This is a genomic window from Shewanella avicenniae, assembly GCF_017354945.1.
GTDB classification, from domain to species: domain Bacteria; phylum Pseudomonadota; class Gammaproteobacteria; order Enterobacterales; family Shewanellaceae; genus Shewanella; species Shewanella avicenniae.
The window spans coordinates 2,476,428-2,496,617 of the sequence record NZ_CP071503.1; the positions used below are offsets into that span (position 1 = coordinate 2,476,428).

Consider the following 20,190-nt stretch of genomic DNA (forward strand, 5'->3'; position numbering starts at 1 on the left):
GTACTGCCGTTTCGGCTAGATGTCGAACGGCAGTATAATGACGCAATCAACAACGAGTTAACAAAGGACTGATTAACAAGGTTCAGTTCATTAAAGAGGTTGATATGTCCCGTAATATCATGTTGATCCCCATTGGTACAGGCGTTGGCCTGACCTCAATTAGTTTGGGGATGGTGCGAGCGCTTGAACGCCACGGCGTAAAAGTTCAATTCTTCAAGCCAATCGCCCAAATGCGACCTACTGATAAAGGTCCAGAACGCTCTACCACTATTCTTAGCAAGTCACCGACCGTTAACCCTCTCGAACCCTTCGATATGTCCCATGCAGAATCGTTGATCCGTGCAGATCAAACCGATGTACTGATGGAACAGATTGTGGCGCGCGCGTCAGAGATTGCCCCAAACACTGAAACCCTGATCATTGAGGGCTTGGTTCACACCCGCAATCACCATTTTGCAGATGACGTGAACTACGCGATTGCCAAAGCATTGGACGCCGATGTTATTTTTGTCGCGACACCAGGCAACGACACGCCTAACGGCTTGATGAACCGTCTTGAAATCGCCTTCAACTCATGGGGCGGTACCAAAAATCGCCGTCTGATTGGTGCCATTGTGAATAAGATTGGCGCACCAGTGGATGAAGATGGTCGCACTCGCCCGGATCTGTCAGAAGTATTCGATTCAGATCATATGCAACGCGCTGATACCTCTGGCATGTTCCAACTGCCAGGCAAGAGCCCGCTGCGTATTCTCGGTAGCGTGCCATACAACTTAGATTTGGTATCACCACGTGCATCAGATCTGGCCAAACACCTGCGTGCTCGCATCATCAACGCCGGTGAGATGAATACTCGCCGTCTGCGTAAAGTGACCTTCTGCGCCCGTTCATTGCCAAACATGGTGCAACACCTGCAAACAGACTCACTGTTGGTGACCTCTGGTGACCGTTCTGACGTTATCGTATCTGCCTGCTTAGCAGCAATGAATGGCGTTAAAGTTGGTGCCTTGCTGTTGACCGGAAGTTATGAGCCAGAGCCTGCGATTATGGCGCTGTGTGAGCAAGCTTTTGAAACGGGTCTACCGGTATTTTTGATCGATAGCAACACATGGCAAACATCGCTCAACATTCAACGTTTTGACCACGAAGTACCGGTTGACGACGCTGTCCGCATCGAGCTGGTACAAGATTACGTGGCGGGTCATATCGACCAAAGCTGGATTGAAAGCGTGACTGAAAATGCTGTGCGTGAAAACCGCCTATCGCCACCTGCATTCCGCTACAAGCTGACCCAACTCGCACGCGCTGCTAATAAACGTGTGGTGCTGCCAGAAGGCGATGAGCCACGTACAATCAAAGCAGCATCAATCTGTGCTGAACGTGGTATTGCTCACTGCGTGTTATTGGGTAAGAAAGACGAAATCCTGCGTATCGCCTCGCAACAAGGGGTGACCTTAGGAGAAGGCATCGAAATCGTTGACCCAGATGAAGTCCGTGAACGTTATGTTGCACCTATGGTGGAATTGCGCCGCGGCAAAGGCATGACCGAAGTTGTAGCACGCGAGCAACTGGAAGATAACATGGTGCTGGGCACTATGATGCTGGCAGAAGATGAAGTGGACGGTATCGTATCTGGTGCAGTACACACCACCGCGAACACCATTCGCCCACCATTGCAGCTGATCAAAACTGCGCCGGGCTCTAGCTTGGTGTCGTCTATCTTCTTTATGCTGATGCCAGACCAAGTATTAGTCTACGGTGACTGTGCGATTAATCCAGATCCAACTGCCGACCAATTAGCAGATATCGCGATTCAGTCAGCAGAATCTGCCAAAGCCTTTGGTATTGAACCTCGCGTAGCAATGATCAGTTACTCAACCGGTACTTCAGGTACAGGTTCTGACGTAGACAAAGTGCGTGAAGCGACCCAAATCGCTAAAGAAAAACGCCCTGATTTGATCATCGATGGTCCGCTGCAATATGACGCAGCCGTGATGCCAAACGTGGCACGTTCTAAAGCCCCGAACAGCCCAGTCGCAGGTAAAGCGACGGTGTTTGTGTTCCCAGATTTGAACACAGGTAACACCACTTATAAGGCAGTTCAGCGAAGTGCGGATCTGATCAGTATCGGCCCAATGCTGCAAGGTATGCGTAAGCCAGTGAACGACTTGTCACGTGGCGCGTTGGTGGATGACATTGTCTATACCATCGCCCTGACAGCCATTCAGGCAACGCAAAACTAAACTCTTGAAAAAGGCGCCGCTCGGCGCCTTTTCTTTTATCTGTGCAGTGTCGTTAAAACAGGCACTTTTTGAGCACTCTTGATTTAACCTTAAATTCAAGCTGTTAGCGATTCTAGTGTAAGTATTCAACAAAGTTTTCCACAGTTTTTGTGGATAACCTGCTAACTTATCAAAAGCTGAGCTATCTCAATCTTTGCTACCGCGTTCAACTTGCGTCATCCCAATAAAAACCAGATACTTTAGAGCATCATTCTTAACGCTCCCGATTATGAAACAATTTTTTATCCTGATACTCATGGCCTGCTCACTGCTTGTGGGCTGCGATAAAGTCGAAGATGGTGTATTAAAGCCCGAAGATGTTGCTATGGGATTTATGCGCGCAATCTATGTAGACCGTGACGTTCAGAAAGCAATGCCGTTTGTTAATCCTCAACTGCAGAAAGTGATGAAAAGCTATTACATCGCAGCCTCAGTACAACGCTACATGCTCGGCTTGTCGATGGACAACGTGTCGCTGTCCGTTGAAGATATCGACATTGACTTCTTTCGAAAATTTGCCAACGAAACCACGGTCGTGATCAAGATTGTGGGGCAAAAAGGTGGTCGCGATTGGGCAGATGACCGCACCTTTAGATTAAAGAAAACCACCACAGGCTGGATTATCACTGAAATTATGTCAGAGACCGGCAAAATCAACGTAGGCGCATACTAGCGCTCGAGTTAAAGGCATTTCATGAAGCAACTCCTCGATTTTTTACCGCTGATTATCTTTTTTGCTGTCTATAAGCTGTTCGATATCTACATCGCCACCGGCGTGCTCGTGGCCGCCACCACGCTGCAACTGCTGCTCACCTACATTATTTACCGTAAAGTTGAAAAGATGCTGCTGTTTACTTTTGCCATGGTAGTGGTATTCGGCACGCTGACACTGGTGTTCCATAACGATGCCTTTATCAAATGGAAAGTGACCATCATCAACTGGCTGTTTGCGGCTGCATTGGCCATCAGCCACTTTATGAATAAGCCACTGATCAAAGTCATGCTCGGTAAAGAGATCAGTGTGAAAGATGAAATTTGGACCCGAGTCACGTGGTTTTGGGTCAGTTTTTTTATGATTTGCAGTCTAGCTAATCTGTATATTGCATTTCAAATGAGTCAAGAAGCTTGGGTTAACTTTAAAGTTTTCGGGCTCACCGGCGCGACACTGATATGCACCATCTTCACGGTGTTTTATTTGTTTAAACATATTCCAGAAGAACAACGGAAGGAACTTAAATAATGTGGTACATGATTTCGTCTCAAGATATTGAAAACTCATTAGAACAACGTATGTCCGTTCGCCCTGCTCACCTTGCACGCTTGCAAGTGTTAGCCGATGAAGGCCGTTTGAAGCTTGCTGGTCCGCATCCTGCGATTGATAGCGAAAACCCAGGTGAAGCAGGTTTCACCGGTTCATTGGTGGTCGCTGAGTTCGATTCGTTGCAAGCCGCGCAAGCATGGGCTGATGCCGATCCATATGTCGCTGCGGGTGTTTACGCATCCGTTGTAGTTAAACCATTCAAATACGTACTGCCTTAATGAAGATTGTTTCTTTTAATATCAATGGGCTACGCGCTAGATTGCATCAACTGCAAGCGTTAATCGATAGTCACGCTCCTGACGTTATTGGCCTGCAAGAAACCAAAGTGCACGATGAGGCATTTCCACTCGCTGAAGTGGAAGCCATGGGATATCAAGTCCATTACCATGGGGGCAAAGCCCACTACGGGGTGGCCTTGCTGTCAAAACTGCCGATCATTGACGTGCAAAAAGGTTTCCCAACCGATGCTGAAGATGCACAACGCCGTTTGATTGTGGGCAAGTTTCAACAAGCCAATGGCCGAACACTGACCGTGATTAATGGCTATTTTCCGCAAGGCGAAAATATTGAGCATGAAGTGAAATATCCCGCCAAACGTAAGTTTTATGCGGATTTGATGCAGTATTTGGCGAGCGATTTTTCAGTAGATGATGATATTGCCATCATAGGGGATATCAACATCTCCCCTATCGATTTGGATATCGGTATTGGCGATGTTAACGCAAAACGTTGGTTAAAAACCGGCAAATGTAGTTTCCAACCGGAAGAACGCCAATGGCTTGCGACACTGCTGAATTGGGGCTTAGTTGATACCTTTAGAGCGCTGCATCCATCGCGTGAGCAACGCTATTCATGGTTTGATTATCGCAGCAAAGGCTTTGAAGATAACCGTGGTCTACGGATTGATGTGATTCTGGCAACACCATCGCTGGCAAGTCGATTAATCGAAGCAGACGTCGATTATGAGCTACGGGCGATGGAAAAGCCGTCTGATCACGCACCGATCTGGAGTCGTTTTAACGACTAACTTGCAGCTCAAGATAGAAAAAGCCCAGTCACTCGAAAATGACTGGGCTTTTTTGTTTCTAACGCCGCTTAGTTAGAACAGCTTTGCACTACTGCAGGATTAGTCACTACAATCATCGGCGCACCCGCAGACGCACTCGCCGCAAAAGTGGCTACCTGTGCTTGCATCTCTGCCGTGGCCTGCGCTGCCATGCCATCCGTCACGCCAGCAACTTCAGACGGGCTAACAATCGAGCTGTGATGGCCTTTAGTGAAGCGCACTACACCACTGCCGCTTGCCATGCTATCAACACAACTTAGACCCAAAGCACTGATCAACGGCTCAGTACCTGACAGTGGGAAGCCAGATACACTGTTCGGCAAGGTTTGGTCACCTAAGTTACCAGCACCATCACCCACCACTTCAATCAACTGTACCGGTAAGCCAGATTCTGCCAGCTTAGCCGCTTGGTTGATAGGGTCGCCCGCTTCAATCGACGTTTGAATTGCAAAGGCAAAGGTTGGAATAAACTGCTGATAAACTGCTTGCACCAATGCATTGTATTCAGCAGAGCCTACTGCATATCCTGCAGTGTTTGCTTGAGTCACCAACGCTTGGAAGGTTTCCGACGCTGTCACATTGCTAAACAGCACTGGACTAAAGGCTGCAGAACCTGCAAATGCGCCCGCTAAGCCTCCCGCTGGCACCACTAACGACACCCCTTGCAAGGCAAAGGCATTCGGTAAGCTATTGCCGCTGCTTGGGTCAACCAAACCGGTGCTGGCATATGTGGCAAAATCAGTGCCCACAATGCCACCTAAGCTCATCCCTTGCGCTGTCACTTTGCTGGCATCTAACAGCGGTGATGCTGTATCGGCAGCAAGCAGGTTAAGTGATTGGCGCAGCGCTAACTCATCAGCGGTTGCTTGACGGAAATTGTCACGCACACTCAGCGGACTACCAATGTTGACGAAGACCAACGGCGAGCCGTTAGTAAAGGCTGTTGGCGTACCGATGACAGGGCCGAAAGAGACATCTGTTGCTGAAACTTCATAAACGCCATCAGCATTAGCATCAAACGAGCGCGCACCGTGCAATGGCATATCAATCGCCACAACGGCTTGCCCAGCGGCAGCATAAGCGCCAGCATAAGCCAGTGCCATCTCTTTACCTCCACCAAGGCCATGCATGGCTATAGTGGTTGGCCAGCCATTGGTGGGGGCGGTAAAGCTACGCCCTTGCATCGCATTAAATGCCGCAAGTTTAGTGGCATTCGGAATGCTCATCATCACCGGCACCACTTCATAGCCTTGCACCGCTGGCAATGGATTGAAGTGCGTTAAATGACGAGTGCTATCCACTGGCGCACCGTTATTCAGTTGCCATTGATAACCGGCCATCAATGCTGGATTAGCAAGCGCTGCAGCAGGATCAATACCGTGATTTTGCGCTTGCAGCGTATAACCTTCCATACTCAGTTGGCCGGTTTGCAATGCTTGCAATACTGCAACAGGGCTATCACCGGCGGCTTTCCAGAACCCATTGATACCACTGGCACAGCCAGCAGATGAGCAACTGCCGTAGATAGGTAACCGCAGTGCACCCACATAAAGATCTGCTAGGTCAGCTAATACATAGGCGGTACCGCTGGCCGCAGTTAATCCTGCTGCTTGTGCGACGGTCATCCCCGTTGCGGTCGGCTGCTGCACCCAAACAGGCTGGTACGCTTCATCGGACAACATCGCCAATTTCACCGCTTCGTACACGTCACCAATCGCTTGAGTGGTGAATAAACCTGAATAGGTGACAGAATCCAGATCCACGCCATGTGCACTCGCCATGCCGTGTTCATAACTGTTGATTAAGGTTTGGATCCACAGGGTTGACGCACTACCGATAGGAGAAGTGGTCACATCTTGGCGATAAACACTGTAGCTTTCAGATGGCATCACTGGCTGACCAGCGCTATCCATAATCAATGAGGTGGTAGCATAAACATAAGAGGTATTCGGTTTTAATGGCTTCAACGGCACAATAGCGATACTGCTGCCCGACGCCATAGAGATGAAATCCACCCCCCACGTGAGTTCAGCGCCCACTGAGCACGCACTGCCGTTATCCAGCGCTTGGCAATCACTGTCACTGGAGAGTGGGCCACCCACAACGGCTTCAAACAGGCGAACGGCGCCCGGCTGATAGACAGAAGATGCCAGCAAGGTACGTGGCGTGCCGTCATCGCTGGCAAGCGAAACGTCAATGCTTATTGGTTGGGTTGTTGACCAACCATCCAGCGCACCAATAGCGATACTTGGATTGGTATAATCACCAGAGGCTTCGCCCGGCATCACCAAGGTGCCATCAAAGGTGCCATTGCGCAGTAACGCGTTTGGCACAGGCACTTCTGAAGCGGTCGGATTAAAGACCAAGTGTGAATAACTGGTTACCTGAGAATTGTCGCTGCTTTCCTTGTGATCGTCACTGCCGCCACAGCCGGTAATTGCGATTACTGACGCAGCGATAACGCTCAAATAGAGTCTTTTCATGTTGTACCCTTTGGCTCGTTGTAATAGTGTTGTTCCCGCGAAATTTTGCCTCAGTACCCCAATACCAAGACATTCGTTGGGTAGGAACCGTCATTTGTTCATGTTCAAAGTTAATCCATGAACTGTGATTTAGCTACTGTACAATAACAAATGAATATCAATTAGAATATCGAAATTTATACAAGTGTTTGAAACGTATTCAACACTCACATTTACTTATTGATAAATATTGATTTAGTGGGTGTAAGGAATGGAACACCATGTTGGAATATCACGCTAAAAAAGATCTGCTGCAAGACAAGATTATCCTAGTCACCGGTGCCGGCGATGGTATCGGTAAACAAGCAGCGCTGAGTTATGCGGCCCACGGCGCAAGCGTCATTTTATTAGGACGCACACAACAAAAGCTGGTTGACGTGTATGACGAAATCATCGCCAATGGTGGCCCAACGCCGGCAATAGGATGTCTTAATCTGCAAACGGCAACCGCTGGACAGTATCATGAACTCGCCACACGATTAACCGCCGAATTCGGTCAGTTAGATGGTCTATTACACAATGCCAGCTTACTTGGCTCATTGGGACCGTTGGAGCAACTGCCCATTGATACCTTAGAAACCGTGCTTAAAGTGAATGTCATTGCCCAAGCCGCACTGACACAACCGCTCATGCCGCTGCTGCGCAAAGCACCACACGCATCGATAATCTTCACCTCCAGTAGCGTTGGCCGTAAAGGCAGAGCCTTTTGGGGCGCATATGCAATCTCAAAGTTCGCCACTGAAGGGATGATGCAAACCCTCGCCGATGAATTAGACGGCAGCACCCTGCGCTGCAATAGCATTAATCCGGGCGCAACCCGTACTAAAATGCGTGCAAGTGCCTATCCAGCGGAAGATCCTCTCACTTTGAAAACAGCGGCAGACCTCATGCCGCTATATCTGTATTTAATGGGCGATGATAGCCTTCACGAAAATGGACAAGCCTTTAACGCGCAGTAAACAGCCATCAAGCAGCGTCCATCGATAAACTAGGAATTTTTATGCAACATTATCCAATTGGTACCCCAGGTGTAGCTTGGGGTGAGCAAGAAAAACAACAATGGCGTGCGAGCCAAACGGTTAAACGTAGCTATCAAACGCAAGTCGTCGATAAAATCGCTGCGCTCAGTGATAGCTTCGAATTAGTCCGCTATGGCGCGTTAAGTTATGATGTTGCCCGTTACCCACTGCTGGCATTGAAATCACCGAACTGGCAAGCCGATAAACCGACTGTTTTGATTACCGGTGGCGTGCATGGTTATGAAACCAGTGGTGTCCAAGGTGCATTACTCTTCGCCAGTACCATTGCCCAAGACTACTTCGAGCAATTTAACTTATTGATTGCACCTTGCGTCAGTCCGTGGGGCTATGAAGTGATTAATCGCTGGAACCCATTGGCGCTCGATCCTAACCGTAACTTTGTGGCGAACTCGCCAGCCGAAGAATCAGCAGCGCTGATGAAATTGGTCGCCGCACAAAACCTGCCATTTTTAGCGCATGTTGATCTTCACGAAACCACCGACACCGATGAAACTGAGTTTCGCCCAGCACTAGCGGCACGGGATGGCAAACAGATAGCACCGGGAGAAATTCCTGATGGCTTTTACAATGTCGATGACAGTGTCAGCCCACAACCTGAATTTCATAAAGCCATTATTAATGCGGTTGCCAAGGTCACCCATATCGCACCAGCGGACAAAGATGGCAACATCATCGGTTCACCCGTGGTGCAACCCGGCGTTATCGAATATCCACTGAAAGAATTAGGCTTGTGCGCATCCATCACCGGCGCTGCCTATACCTGCACGACCGAAGTCTACCCTGACAGCCCCAAAGCGACTGACGAGATCTGCAACCAAGCCCAAGTGGCCGCCGTCAAAGGCGCATTGGATTACCTGTTAGCCCATGCGGTTTGATTGTTCAGTTTAAAAATATAAGCGTTTAAACAGCAAGGCCGTACTGAAAACTCAGCACGGCCTTGTTATTTTTACGAATTAAATGAATTCGTTAGCTACGAGTACGGGTTGGCGCTTTACGGCCATTACTCGCAGTACCAGGCGTTTTATGCTTGCGCACAGCGCGACGAACTTTGGCACTGCGCACTTTCGCACGTGCCACACTGTGTTTGTCCATTCCTAGCAAGGAACGTTCTTCAGCATCCAACCCTGCAATGTGACGTAAGTAGTTCACCTGATCTAACGGTAACTCCATCCAGCCACCACGCGGCAAGGTTTTTGGCAATTCAATCATGCCGTAACGCACGCGGATCAATCGGCTAACTTGCACCTCAACCGCTTCCCACAGACGGCGTACTTCACGGTTACGACCTTCACACAGCACCACGTGCCACCACTGGTTGATGCCCTCACCGCCAGCAGATTTAATTGCGTCAAACTGTGCAGGACCATCTTCCAATGTAACACCCGTACGCAACTGCTGAACTTTTGCATCCGTTACTTCACCAAAGGTACGAACTGCGTATTCACGCTCGACTTCTCTGGATGGGTGCATTAATCGGTTCGCCAATTCACCATCAGAGGTAAACAGCAACAAACCGGAGGTGTTGATATCCAGACGACCAACCGCTACCCAGCGGCTATCTTTGGTGCGTGGTAAACGGTCAAATACCGTTGGACGCCCTTCAGGGTCTTTACGAGAGCAGATCTCGCCTTCTGGTTTGTGATAAGCCAGCACGCGACAAATAACGTCCTCGGCTGACTTGAGCGATACCGGACGACCATCGATACGCACTTTGGCGTCAGCTTCGATGCGATCACCTAAGGTCGCAATCTCACCTTCGACACTCACCCGGCCTGCAGCAATCCATGCCTCCATCTCACGACGGGAGCCATGGCCTGCGCGGGCCAAGACTTTCTGCAATTTTTCACTCATGTAGAATTCACTTATAAATAGAAAATAATTTCAATGGGTTACTGCTTCCATCAACGATGATTGGCACGATGTGAAGCCAAACAGCAGTAAGGCAGCCGACTATTGTACATGACTAACGTCACAGCGCACACAAATTCGCACCGTTGTAGCGGATTATCTTTATTTGAAGTGGTTGGCTGGCTGCATTTACCTGTATTTAGCGAGAGTTAATGTTCGATACTCACATCAGGTTCAGGCACAGATTTCAAGCCAGAAAAGACCGCCTGCAACGACTCAGCGTCTGTCAGTGGCGGTAAGTCACGCAACGCATCTAAGCCGAAATACGACAAAAATTCACTGGTTGTGGCATACAATTCCGGACGGCCCGGCACCTCTTTATGACCAATCGCTTTGATCCAGCCACGATCCGCAAGGTTTTTAATGATTTGACTACTAACGGCCACACCACGCACCGCTTCAATTTCACCACGCGTTACAGGTTGCTGATAGGCGATAACCGCTAAGGTTTCTAAGGTAGCGCGGCTGTAGCGCGGTGCCTGCTCTTGCCACAAACTTTGCAGTGGCACACTCAAACTGTCACGGGTTTGAAAACGATAACCACCGGCCACTTTCACCAATTGCACGCCGCGTTCTTGATATTCAATGGTTAATTCATCAATCACGGCCTTAATCCGTTCACGAGACACACTGTAATCGGCCAATACTGTCTCGCGCAGCGCACTGATGGTCACGGCTTTGCTCTGTACAAAAATGGCTGCTTCAATAAGCTGTTTCAATTGCAGATCGTTAATCTGAGCCACCGAGAAAACTCCTTAGTATGCCTTGAGATAGATGGGCGCAAATGGTTCGGTCTGAACCAACTCGACCAATAACTCTTTGACCAGCTCCATCAGCGCCAAAAAGCTAACCACTACCCCCGCGCGCCCCTCTTCAACATCGAACAAAGATTCAAATGGAGTAAATTGTTCACTCGAAAGCTTCATCAAAATTTGACTCATGCGTTCGCGGGTAGATAGCTGCTCTTTTCTTACTTGATGGTCACCACACGCCTCAACCCGTTTTAACACGTCACCAAAGGCACGCGCCAATTCAAATAAGCTCACCGCTGGCGGGATCTGTTTCGGCCGAATATCTGGCGCAGGGGTAGCAGTAGCACGGAAAATGTCACGTTCTAATCGCGGCAAATCATCAAGATTGACGGCCGCATCTTTAATGGTTTCGTAGGCTTTTAACTGACGGATCAACACTGCCCGAGGATCTTCTTCCTCATCCAGCTCAATCTCGGGTTTTGGCAGTAACAAACGGGATTTGATTTCGGCAAGGGTCGCGGCCATCACCAGATAGTCAGCCGCCAGTTCCACTTTTGCCCCCTGCAACATCTCAATATATTCCAAATATTGCGATGTAATTTGCTGCAGCGGTAAGTCGACCACATCAAGTTTTTGCTTACGGATCAGATACAACAGCAGGTCAAGCGGCCCTTCAAAGGCTTCAAGGAATACCGCCAAGGCTTCGGGTGGAATAAAGAGATCGGTGGGAAACTCTCGCAACACTTCGCCCTGCACTACGGCTAGGGGCAAACTTTGTTGTACGCCTTCCATCGCTACTGTTTCTCCACCAATAAATTGAGATAAATGCGCCAGTTTACGTAATGACTAACGTTCGCCGAGTGATCAGATAAACGGGGTAACGTCACCTGTACCTTCACGCAAAATGGTCATCTCACCTTCTGACATATCAATCACTGTGGTTGGCTTTTCACCTAAATAACCACCATGCAGAATTGCATCCACTTGATGCTCTAATACATCACGAATATGTTCCGGATCTGACTCAGTAAAATCGTTACCCGGCAAGATTAAACTGGTCGACATCAAGGGTTCACCCAAGGCTTCCAACAGCGCTAGAGCGATGACGTTATCGGGAACACGAATCCCGATGGTGCGCTTTTTCTCATTTTGTAAGCGGCGGGGTACATCTTTGGTCGCTTTAAAAATGAAGGTGTAAGCACCGGGCGTATTATTTTTCAACACTCGAAACGCTTGGTTATCCACCCGCGCATAGTTCGATAGTTCTGACAAATCGCGACACATTAACGAGTATTCGTGGTTTTCACCTAATTGACGAATACGGGCAATGCGCGTCATGGCGTCTTTATCACCCATCATGCAACCCAGCGCGTAGCCTGAGTCGGTAGGATAAACAATCACCCCACCGCTTTTGAGAATATTGACCGCTTGGTTAATCAATCGCGCTTGCGGATTGACTTCATGTACATAGAAAAACTGACTCATAAACTAACCTTCCATTGCTCAGATTGCCACACCCACTGCAATCCGTTTGGCCGATGCAGATTTCTGCCTAACTCCAGCCACCTACCTGGGAAATGAAAATCGCTGCCGACAGAGGCAAACAGCTCACGTTGATTGGCCAACGCCGCCAACTGAACCAAATCATCTGTCGATTGCTGCCCAAGTACCACCTCCATTGCGGTGCCACCTGCGGCTTTAAAATCATTCACTAATCGTTTTAGCCACTTACCACTGAGTTGGTAGCCACTGGGATGCGCTAACACCGCAATCCCACCCGCTGCGTGGATCAGGCTGATTGCCGCCGCCATATCCCCCCAGTTATTTGGCACATAACCGGTTTTGCCGCGCGCTAAATACTTTTTAAACACTTTGGCCATATCAGCCACTATGCCCTGCTCCACCATGTAGCGTGCATAGTGTCCGCGGCTAATCGCCGCATCGCCGGCAAGCGCTTTGGCCCCCTCATATGCGCCCGCAATACCCGCCTTTTCTAGCCGTAAGCCAATTTCTTGCGCGCGTTCTTCACGCAAACGGCGCTGATTATCCATAAATGCCAGTAGCGCAGGCTGATGCCGATCAACCCCCAAGCCGACAATATGGATGTCGTATGCATGCCAACGTGTTGAAATCTCCACACCATCAATCAAAGTTAATGGTGTTGCATGCGCGGCATTAAACGCATGGGCTTCTGCCAAACCTGCAACCGTATCGTGATCGGTAATCGCCAGCAGGTTTACCCCCATATCAATGGCACGAGCAACCAATTGTGAAGGCGTGAGCTGACCGTCGGAAGCAGTCGAGTGGCAGTGGAGATCTATTGAAGTGTGTTCTGTGATCATGACCCTATTGTACTGGCTTTTGTTGTAGAAAAGCGATGAATCTGTAATAGACCTAAGATTAATTTCCAAAAATTAAACAATTAGCCGTTGACTTTGCAGGCAGAGTGCGGTTTTCTATTAGTCACTAACACAAGGAAACATGATTTATGCAACTCAACATCGCTTCATTACACACTGTTTGGTGGTGGCACTCCCCTTAACGCGGGTGGTGTGAAGCGCTGTATATATAAATCAGCCGAATTCAACGAGAAGCCCGCATCATGCGGGCTTCTTTGTTTTGGCAGTGAAAGTATCCGCAGGCAGGCAAAAGCAAATTAGTATCAACAGGATAGTGAAATGAAAATCTCCCCAATAGCGAGAGTTAAGTACCAGCGACAACCGATGGTCTATCACGACGATCCACTCAAGTTGTACCAGCTACTTACCGAAAATAGCCCTAATACCATGCTGCTTGAGTCTGCCGAAATTGACAGTAAAAACAGCCTTAAAAGTATCATTCTCAGCCACGCGGCATTGTCGGTTTCCTGCCTTGGACAAACCATCACCTTCACCGCCATGAGTAAAAATGGCACCTCGTTGCTGGGCGGCATTGCCGATTACTTCCAACCGATTGCCAAAGTGATTCGCCAGCTACGCGAAATCACCGTGACCTTCAAACATCCCAACAATATGTTAGATGAAGATTCGCGGCTCAAAGCGCTATCGCCGTTAGAAGGCTTACGCTTATTGCAAAACGGGATTCAGATGGACGGTCAACCCTGCTTTGACGGCCTGTTTCTCGGTGGTGTCTTAGGTTATGACCTAATCGCTGCGGTAGAGCCGCTACCTAAAGTACAAGATGCGGAAAATAACTGCCCAGACTACTTGTTCTATCTCGCTGAGACCTTAGTGGTGGTCGATCACCAGAAGAAAACTGCTGAAGTCATTACCCATGCCTTTACTCAAAATGTAGAAGTGATAGATACCCTAAGTAAGCGCCGCGCTGAGATTATTAAACGCTGCAAAACATTGCCAAAAACATCGGGGTTAATTGGGGTGCATCAGGAGCCAGAAGCCAGCGTCAGTGATGCTGAATATGCTGCCCAAGTAGAAACCTTAAAAGAGCACATTCGCGCAGGTGATATTTTCCAAGTGGTGCCATCGCGCTGCTTTAAAATGCCCTGCCCAAATCCTATTGGCGCCTATCGTGCGCTGCGCATGACCAACCCAAGCCCTTATATGTTTTACATGCGAACAGACGATTTCACCCTGTTTGGTGCCTCGCCTGAGAGCGCAATCAAGTATGAAGCCTCTACCAATCAAGTCGAGATGTACCCCATTGCAGGCACCCGCAAGCGTGGCCGTGATAATGATGGCAACATTGATGCTGATCTGGACGGACGCATTGAGCTAGAACTGCGTTTGGATAAAAAAGAGTTGTCTGAACACATCATGCTGGTCGACCTCGCCCGCAACGACATCGCTCGCATTTGTGAAAGCGGCACGCGCAAAGTGGCCGAATTGCTTAAAGTAGATCGCTACTCGCATGTAATGCACTTGGTAAGCCGAGTCACTGGGCAATTACGCAAAGATTTAGACACCCTACACGCCTACCAAGCTTGTATGAACATGGGCACTTTAGTTGGCGCCCCTAAAGTCCGCGCAGCGCAGCTCATTCGTGAAGTCGAGCAAAAGCGCCGTGGTAGCTACGGTGGTGCCGTGGGATATATCAACGGTTTGGGCGATATGGACACTTGTATTGTGATTCGCTCAGCCTTTGTTAGCGATGGCCAAGCTTACATTCAAGCTGGTGCTGGTGTGGTGTACGATTCAGAGCCATTGTTGGAAGCACAAGAGACGCGCCAGAAAGCGCAAGCCGTAATTAGCGCAATCAAAATGGGGGGCGGCAAATGAAAATCTATCTATTAGATAACTTTGACTCTTTTACGTATAACTTGGTCGATCAGTTCCGCAGCCTCGGCTTTGAAGTGGTGGTTTACCGGCACAATATCAACGCGCAATATCTGGCAGATCTGATGTTAAACGAGCCTAGTAAGACCGCATTAGTATTGTCACCTGGCCCAGGTGAGCCGAAAGATGCCGGTTCCATGATGGAATTGATTGCTAAAGTCGCGGGCAAACTGCCAATTTTAGGCATTTGCCTCGGACACCAAGCGTTAGTCGAACACTACGGCGGTAAAGTGGGTCGTGCAGGGCAAATCGTCCATGGCAAATCCAGCCCTGTAGAGCACAACGGTCAAGGCGTATTTTCTGGCTTGCCATCGCCGCTGCCGGTAGCGCGTTATCACTCGTTAGTGGCTACCAAAGTGCCTGAGTGCCTAGATGTGATTGCCAATTTTGAAGGGATGGCCATGGCGATTGAACATCGTCAAGATCGCGCCGTAGGATTCCAGTTTCACCCAGAGTCAATTTTGACCACCATGGGCAGCAAGCTACTGGTGCAAACACTGCAATATTTAACGCTACAGCAAGGAGGTAAAGCACGTGTCTGATATCCAACCTCTACTCGAGCAGCTGTATCGTGGTGAATCACTCAGTCGTGAACAAAGCCAAAGCCTATTTCAGCCACTCGTGGCCGGTGAGCTCAGTGAAATCACCATCAGCGCCCTGCTCACCGCACTGAAAATAAAAGGTGAGGCCATCGAAGAGATCAGTGGTGCAGCTGATGCTCTGCTGGCGGCGGCAAAGCCATTTCCGGCCTCAGGCGTTGGCGTAATCGATATTGTTGGCACCGGCGGTGATGGCTTTAATACCATTAATATTTCAACCACCTCTTGCTTTGTTGCTGCAGCTGCTGGCGCCAAAGTTGCCAAACATGGCAATCGCGGGGTATCGAGTAAATCAGGCGCATCGGATCTATTATCGGCGCTGGGCATTAATCTAACCATGGCACCAGAGACCGCGGCGAAATGTTTAGAATCACTCAACATCAGTTTTCTGTTTGCGCCGCATTATCATGGTGGCGTACGCCACGCTGTGCCTGTCAGACAAGCATTGAAAACTCGTACTATTTTTAACGTGTTGGGCCCGTTGATTAATCCATCACGCCCGGAGTTCATGCTGCTCGGTGTTTATAGCCCTGAGTTGGTGACACCGATTGCCGGGGTGCTCAAAGCCCTTGGGGTTAAACGGGCGATTGTGGCGCATGGCAGCGGCTTAGATGAAATTGCCGTGCACGGCGAATCGCTGATTGCCGAGTTGAAGGACGGCGAAATCCGCCAATATTCGCTGCAGCCAGAAGATTTTGGTGTTGAACGCGCAGATATTGACGCCCTCGTTGGCGGCACACCGGAAGATAACGCCGCCATCACCAAACAGATTCTGGCGGGCAGCGCCACTGAAGCACAAACCAATGCGGTCGCAGTAAATGCTGGAACTGCGTTGTACGTGGCAGGCGTGGCTGAAACCATTCCAGCAGGCGTGGCACTGGCCAAAGAGGTCATGGCCTCAGGTAAAGCGCTCGCATTAGTAGATCAGTTGGCGCAAGCGTCAAACCAAGGATAAGCGTCAATGAGTAACGTATTAACCAAAATTGTCGAAACCAAAGCAGCTCACATTGAAAGTTTAAAGGCACGTTTTCCTGAAGAAAGCCTGCACCCAAAAATCTCTACCCGCAGTCTGTATGACGCCCTGAACGGCGATAAAGCGGGCTTTATTTTGGAATGTAAAAAAGCCAGTCCATCGAAAGGCCTTATTCGCGAAGATTTCGATCCCGTGGCCATTGCCGCTGTATATAGCCATTATGCCAGCGCTGTATCAGTGCTGACTGACGAAGAGTTCTTCCAAGGCGATATGGCATTCATCCCAATGGTACGCACTAAGGTCGATCAACCGATTTTATGCAAAGACTTTTTCGTCTCACCGTATCAAATCAAATTGGCCGCCCACCAAGGCGCAGATGCTATTTTGCTGATGTTGTCAGTGCTTGATGATGCCCAGTATCAACTGCTCGCCGCCGAAGCCGCTAAATACCAGTTAGACACCTTAACCGAAGTGTCCAACGAAGAAGAACTTGCTCGCGCCATTGCCTTGAAAGCGCCCATTGTCGGCATCAACAACCGTAACCTGCGCGATTTAAGCACTGACATCGCCACCACGGAACGGCTTGCGCCGCAATTGCCTCAAGGCATGCTAGTGATCAGCGAATCCGGTATCTACACTCACCAAGATGTGCGCCGCTTAAGCCCGCTAGTAAACGGTTTCTTGGTCGGCAGTTCGTTGATGAGCGAAGATGACTTAGATTTAGCCTGTCGCAAATTGCTGTTCGGTCATAACAAAGTCTGTGGCTTAACCCGCGCCGAAGATCTGGCTACCGCGGCGGATGCAGGTGCGATATACGGCGGGCTGATTTTCGCTGAAAAATCACCACGCAAAGTCAGCATCGAGCAAGCGAAAGCACTGGCTAACGCGAATAGCCGGCACCCACGTAAACTGCAACTGGTGGGCGTATTTGTTAACGAACAAGCTGACGTCATTGCCGAGTTAGCCGCCAGTCTAGATCTCGCTGCCGTACAACTGCACGGCAATGAAACCGAACACGATATTACCGCGGTTAAGCAAGCGCTGAGCAAAGCCCGCTGCTTTAACACCCAAGTGTGGAAAGCAATTGCCGTAGCGACTGATAGTAGCGATTCGACGCCGAAAGCCATTCCAGCCAATGCGGACCGCGTGTTGTACGACAGCAAAAATGCGGCAGGTTTTGGTGGCACTGGTGCCAGTTTTGATTGGTCACAAGCCTTGCCAAATAAAGCTCAAGCGCTGCTGGCCGGCGGCCTATCTGCCGCCAATGCACAAGATGCCGCCAATGCTGGATTTTACGGTTTAGACTTTAATTCCGGCGTAGAGAGTGCCCCCGGGATCAAAGACGCGCAACAGATTATCGCCGCGCTGACTGCGGTCAGAGCGTAAAAAATTAGGCCGACTATAGTGGCCGCAAAGGAAGTAACCATGAGTAAAATGCAACTTGATCCGTTTTTTGGCGAATTTGGTGGCGCCTATGCACCGCAAATTTTGATGCCTGCGTTAAAGCAACTGGAAGCGGCGTTTATCGAAGCACGCCAAGATCCTGAATTCATCAAAGAGTTTAGCGATCTTTTGAGCAACTACGCTGGCCGTCCAACACCGTTAACGCTGACCCGCAATCTGTCACCGAATCCTAAGGTAAAAATCTACCTCAAACGCGAAGACTTGCTGCATGGCGGCGCCCACAAAACCAACCAAGTGATTGGTCAGGCATTGTTGGCACAACGTATGGGCAAAACCGAGATCATCGCCGAAACCGGCGCCGGTCAGCACGGTGTAGCCACCGCATTGGTATGTGCGCTGCTGGGTTTGAAATGTCGCATCTACATGGGCGCCAAAGACGTTGAACGTCAAAGCCCAAACGTGTTCCGTATGCGCTTGATGGGCGCAGAAGTCATCCCCGTCACCTCAGGTTCATCCACGCTGAAAGACGCTTGTAACGAAGCAATGCGCGATTGGTCAGGCAGCTACGAACGGGCGCACTACCTGCTCGGCACCGCCGCGGGCCCACACCCGTTCCCGACGATTGTGCGTGAATTCCAAAAGATGATTGGTGAAGAAGCCAAACAACAAGTGCTGGAAAAAGAAGGCCGTCTGCCGGATGCGGTAATCGCTTGTGTCGGCGGCGGCTCTAACGCCATCGGGATGTTTGCTGATTTCATCAAAGAGGAAAGCGTCAAGCTCATTGGGGTCGAACCTGCGGGTAAAGGCATTGAAACTGGTCACCACGGTGCACCGCTGCGCCACGGCAAACTCGGGATTTATCTCGGTATGCGTGCCCCATTGATGCAAGATCCAGATGGCCAGATCGAAGAGTCTTACTCGATTTCTGCTGGGTTGGACTTCCCATCGGTTGGGCCGCAACACGCTTATTTACACAGCATCGGCCGCGCCCAATATGAATCTGCAACTGACGATGAAGCGTTAGCCGCGTTTGAAAAACTGGCGCATTGCGAAGGGATTATTCCTGCATTGGAATCCTCTCATGCCCTCGCCTATGCACTGAAATATGCCGCTGAATGCACCGAAGACACCATTTTGGTGGTCAACCTTTCTGGTCGTGGCGACAAAGATATTTTCACTGTGTCTGATATTTTGCAGCAGCGTCAACAGGAGGCCAAATGAGCCGTTATCAGCAGTGTTTTGCCCGTTTAGCTGAACAAAAACGTGGCGCATTTGTTCCTTTCGTCACTATTGGCGATCCAGATTTAGAGCAATCGCTAGCAATTATCGAAACCTTGATTGCTAACGGTGCTGATTGCTTAGAGCTGGGGTTTCCGTTCTCTGATCCTTTAGCCGACGGCCCAGTGATTCAAGGCGCTAACTTGCGTTCGTTGCACGCAGGCACTACCCCAAGCAAATGCTTTGAAATTATCGAAACCATTCGAGCCAAATACCCAGACACACCAATTGGCTTGCTGCTGTACGCCAACTTAGTATTTGCTAACGGCATCGATAACTTCTACCAACGTGCTAAAGCCGCGGGCGTGGATTCAGTCTTAGTGGCCGATGTGCCAGTAGAGATGTCAGCACCATTTGTTGCCGCCGCTAAAGCCGCTGGCATTGCGCCAATTTTTATCGCACCGCCTAATGCCGATCACGACACACTGGAGCAAGTGGCCAAAACCGCTGAAGGATACACTTATCTGCTGTCCCGCGCAGGTGTCACCGGCGCCGACAATGCTGCAGGAATGCCAGTTGACGAAGTGCTGAAAACCTTGAAAGAGTTTGATGCGCCACCGCCGCTGCTGGGTTTTGGTATCGCCAAACCTGAGCAAGTTAAAGCCGCGATTGATGCGGGTGCTGCCGGCGCGATTTCAGGCTCTGCGGTAGTGAAAATCATCGAAGCGAACTTGGATGACAAGCCAGCGATGCTGGAACAATTAGCCAGTTTTGTACGTGATATGAAAGCCGCCAGCTAAAATCTAACCATTC

At 49.7% G+C, this 20,190-nt stretch carries 19 protein-coding genes; 13 read left to right on the forward strand and 6 right to left on the reverse strand.

From position 1 onward, the window contains the following. Window positions 1–104: 104 nt before the first annotated feature. The 5 genes from pta to xthA all read left to right on the forward strand — a co-directional run bounded on the left by pta (window position 105) and on the right by xthA (window position 4,630). Window positions 105–2,243, forward strand: a complete 2,139-nt coding sequence (gene pta / locus JYB87_RS10915; RefSeq protein ID WP_207353530.1) for a phosphate acetyltransferase — start codon at window positions 105–107, stop codon at window positions 2,241–2,243. A 268-nt stretch (window positions 2,244–2,511) separates the two neighbouring features. Then, window positions 2,512–2,955, forward strand: a complete 444-nt coding sequence (locus tag JYB87_RS10920) for a hypothetical protein (protein WP_207353531.1) — start codon at window positions 2,512–2,514, stop codon at window positions 2,953–2,955. A 21-nt stretch (window positions 2,956–2,976) separates the two neighbouring features. Next, window positions 2,977–3,522, forward strand: a complete 546-nt coding sequence (locus tag JYB87_RS10925) for a septation protein A (RefSeq protein WP_207353532.1) — start codon at window positions 2,977–2,979, stop codon at window positions 3,520–3,522. Continuing rightward, window positions 3,522–3,821, forward strand: a complete 300-nt coding sequence (locus JYB87_RS10930; RefSeq protein WP_207353533.1) for a YciI family protein — start codon at window positions 3,522–3,524, stop codon at window positions 3,819–3,821. The genes JYB87_RS10925 and JYB87_RS10930 overlap by 1 nt, the downstream gene beginning before the upstream one ends. Then, window positions 3,821–4,630 (forward strand): exodeoxyribonuclease III, encoded by an 810-nt coding sequence (gene xthA, locus JYB87_RS10935; RefSeq protein WP_207353534.1) that lies wholly within the window; start codon window positions 3,821–3,823, stop codon window positions 4,628–4,630. Before JYB87_RS10930 ends, xthA begins: the two co-directional genes overlap by 1 nt. A gap of 68 nt (window positions 4,631–4,698) precedes the next feature. On the opposite strand, the gene JYB87_RS10940 is transcribed toward xthA, so the two are convergent. Continuing rightward, entirely contained in the window at window positions 4,699–7,152 is a 2,454-nt protein-coding gene (locus JYB87_RS10940; protein WP_207353535.1) for a VolA/Pla-1 family phospholipase, read from the reverse strand. 260 nt (window positions 7,153–7,412) lie between these two features. Between JYB87_RS10940 and JYB87_RS10945 the strand changes: the two genes are divergently transcribed. Next, window positions 7,413–8,150 carry a YciK family oxidoreductase gene (locus JYB87_RS10945; protein WP_207353536.1) on the forward strand — a complete coding sequence of 246 codons (738 nt, stop codon included), beginning with the start codon at window positions 7,413–7,415 and terminating at the stop codon, window positions 8,148–8,150. A 41-nt stretch (window positions 8,151–8,191) separates the two neighbouring features. Continuing rightward, a complete protein-coding gene (locus tag JYB87_RS10950; RefSeq protein ID WP_207353537.1) occupies window positions 8,192–9,106 on the forward strand; it encodes a M14 family metallopeptidase in 915 nt (304 codons plus the stop codon). A gap of 91 nt (window positions 9,107–9,197) precedes the next feature. On the opposite strand, the gene rluB is transcribed toward JYB87_RS10950, so the two are convergent. The 5 genes from rluB to rnm all read right to left on the reverse strand — a co-directional run bounded on the left by rluB (window position 9,198) and on the right by rnm (window position 13,233). Next, complete coding sequence (rluB, locus tag JYB87_RS10955) at window positions 9,198–10,082, reverse strand: 23S rRNA pseudouridine(2605) synthase RluB (RefSeq protein WP_207353538.1); 885 nt, start codon at window positions 10,080–10,082, stop codon at window positions 9,198–9,200. 206 nt (window positions 10,083–10,288) lie between these two features. After that, entirely contained in the window at window positions 10,289–10,882 is a 594-nt protein-coding gene (scpB, locus tag JYB87_RS10960; protein ID WP_207353539.1) for an SMC-Scp complex subunit ScpB, read from the reverse strand. A 12-nt stretch (window positions 10,883–10,894) separates the two neighbouring features. Further along, window positions 10,895–11,683 (reverse strand): segregation and condensation protein A, encoded by a 789-nt coding sequence (locus JYB87_RS10965; RefSeq protein WP_207353540.1) that lies wholly within the window; start codon window positions 11,681–11,683, stop codon window positions 10,895–10,897. A 72-nt stretch (window positions 11,684–11,755) separates the two neighbouring features. Further along, window positions 11,756–12,376, reverse strand: coding sequence for an L-threonylcarbamoyladenylate synthase (locus JYB87_RS10970; RefSeq protein WP_207353541.1), 621 nt, complete (start codon window positions 12,374–12,376; stop codon window positions 11,756–11,758). After that, entirely contained in the window at window positions 12,373–13,233 is an 861-nt protein-coding gene (gene rnm, locus JYB87_RS10975; RefSeq protein ID WP_207353542.1) for an RNase RNM, read from the reverse strand. The genes JYB87_RS10970 and rnm overlap by 4 nt, the downstream gene beginning before the upstream one ends. 336 nt (window positions 13,234–13,569) lie before the next feature. Here rnm and JYB87_RS10980 point away from each other — a divergent pair, with 336 nt between their 5' ends. From JYB87_RS10980 to trpA, 6 genes are read left to right on the forward strand one after another with little or no spacing between them, the layout of a single operon-like run. Beyond that, a complete protein-coding gene (locus tag JYB87_RS10980; RefSeq protein ID WP_207353543.1) occupies window positions 13,570–15,126 on the forward strand; it encodes an anthranilate synthase component 1 in 1,557 nt (518 codons plus the stop codon). Further along, complete coding sequence (locus tag JYB87_RS10985; protein ID WP_207353544.1) at window positions 15,123–15,725, forward strand: aminodeoxychorismate/anthranilate synthase component II; 603 nt, start codon at window positions 15,123–15,125, stop codon at window positions 15,723–15,725. Before JYB87_RS10980 ends, JYB87_RS10985 begins: the two co-directional genes overlap by 4 nt. Further along, window positions 15,718–16,737, forward strand: a complete 1,020-nt coding sequence (gene trpD, locus JYB87_RS10990; RefSeq protein WP_207353545.1) for an anthranilate phosphoribosyltransferase — start codon at window positions 15,718–15,720, stop codon at window positions 16,735–16,737. The genes JYB87_RS10985 and trpD overlap by 8 nt, the downstream gene beginning before the upstream one ends. Before the next feature lie 6 nt (window positions 16,738–16,743). Beyond that, window positions 16,744–18,141, forward strand: a complete 1,398-nt coding sequence (trpCF, locus tag JYB87_RS10995) for a bifunctional indole-3-glycerol-phosphate synthase TrpC/phosphoribosylanthranilate isomerase TrpF (RefSeq protein WP_207353546.1) — start codon at window positions 16,744–16,746, stop codon at window positions 18,139–18,141. Between the two features lie 39 nt (window positions 18,142–18,180). Further along, window positions 18,181–19,380: a tryptophan synthase subunit beta gene (gene trpB, locus JYB87_RS11000; protein ID WP_207353547.1), complete on the forward strand. Its 1,200-nt coding sequence runs from the start codon at window positions 18,181–18,183 to the stop codon at window positions 19,378–19,380. Beyond that, window positions 19,377–20,177: a tryptophan synthase subunit alpha gene (trpA, locus tag JYB87_RS11005; protein ID WP_207353548.1), complete on the forward strand. Its 801-nt coding sequence runs from the start codon at window positions 19,377–19,379 to the stop codon at window positions 20,175–20,177. The genes trpB and trpA overlap by 4 nt, the downstream gene beginning before the upstream one ends. Window positions 20,178–20,190: the final 13 nt, after the last annotated feature.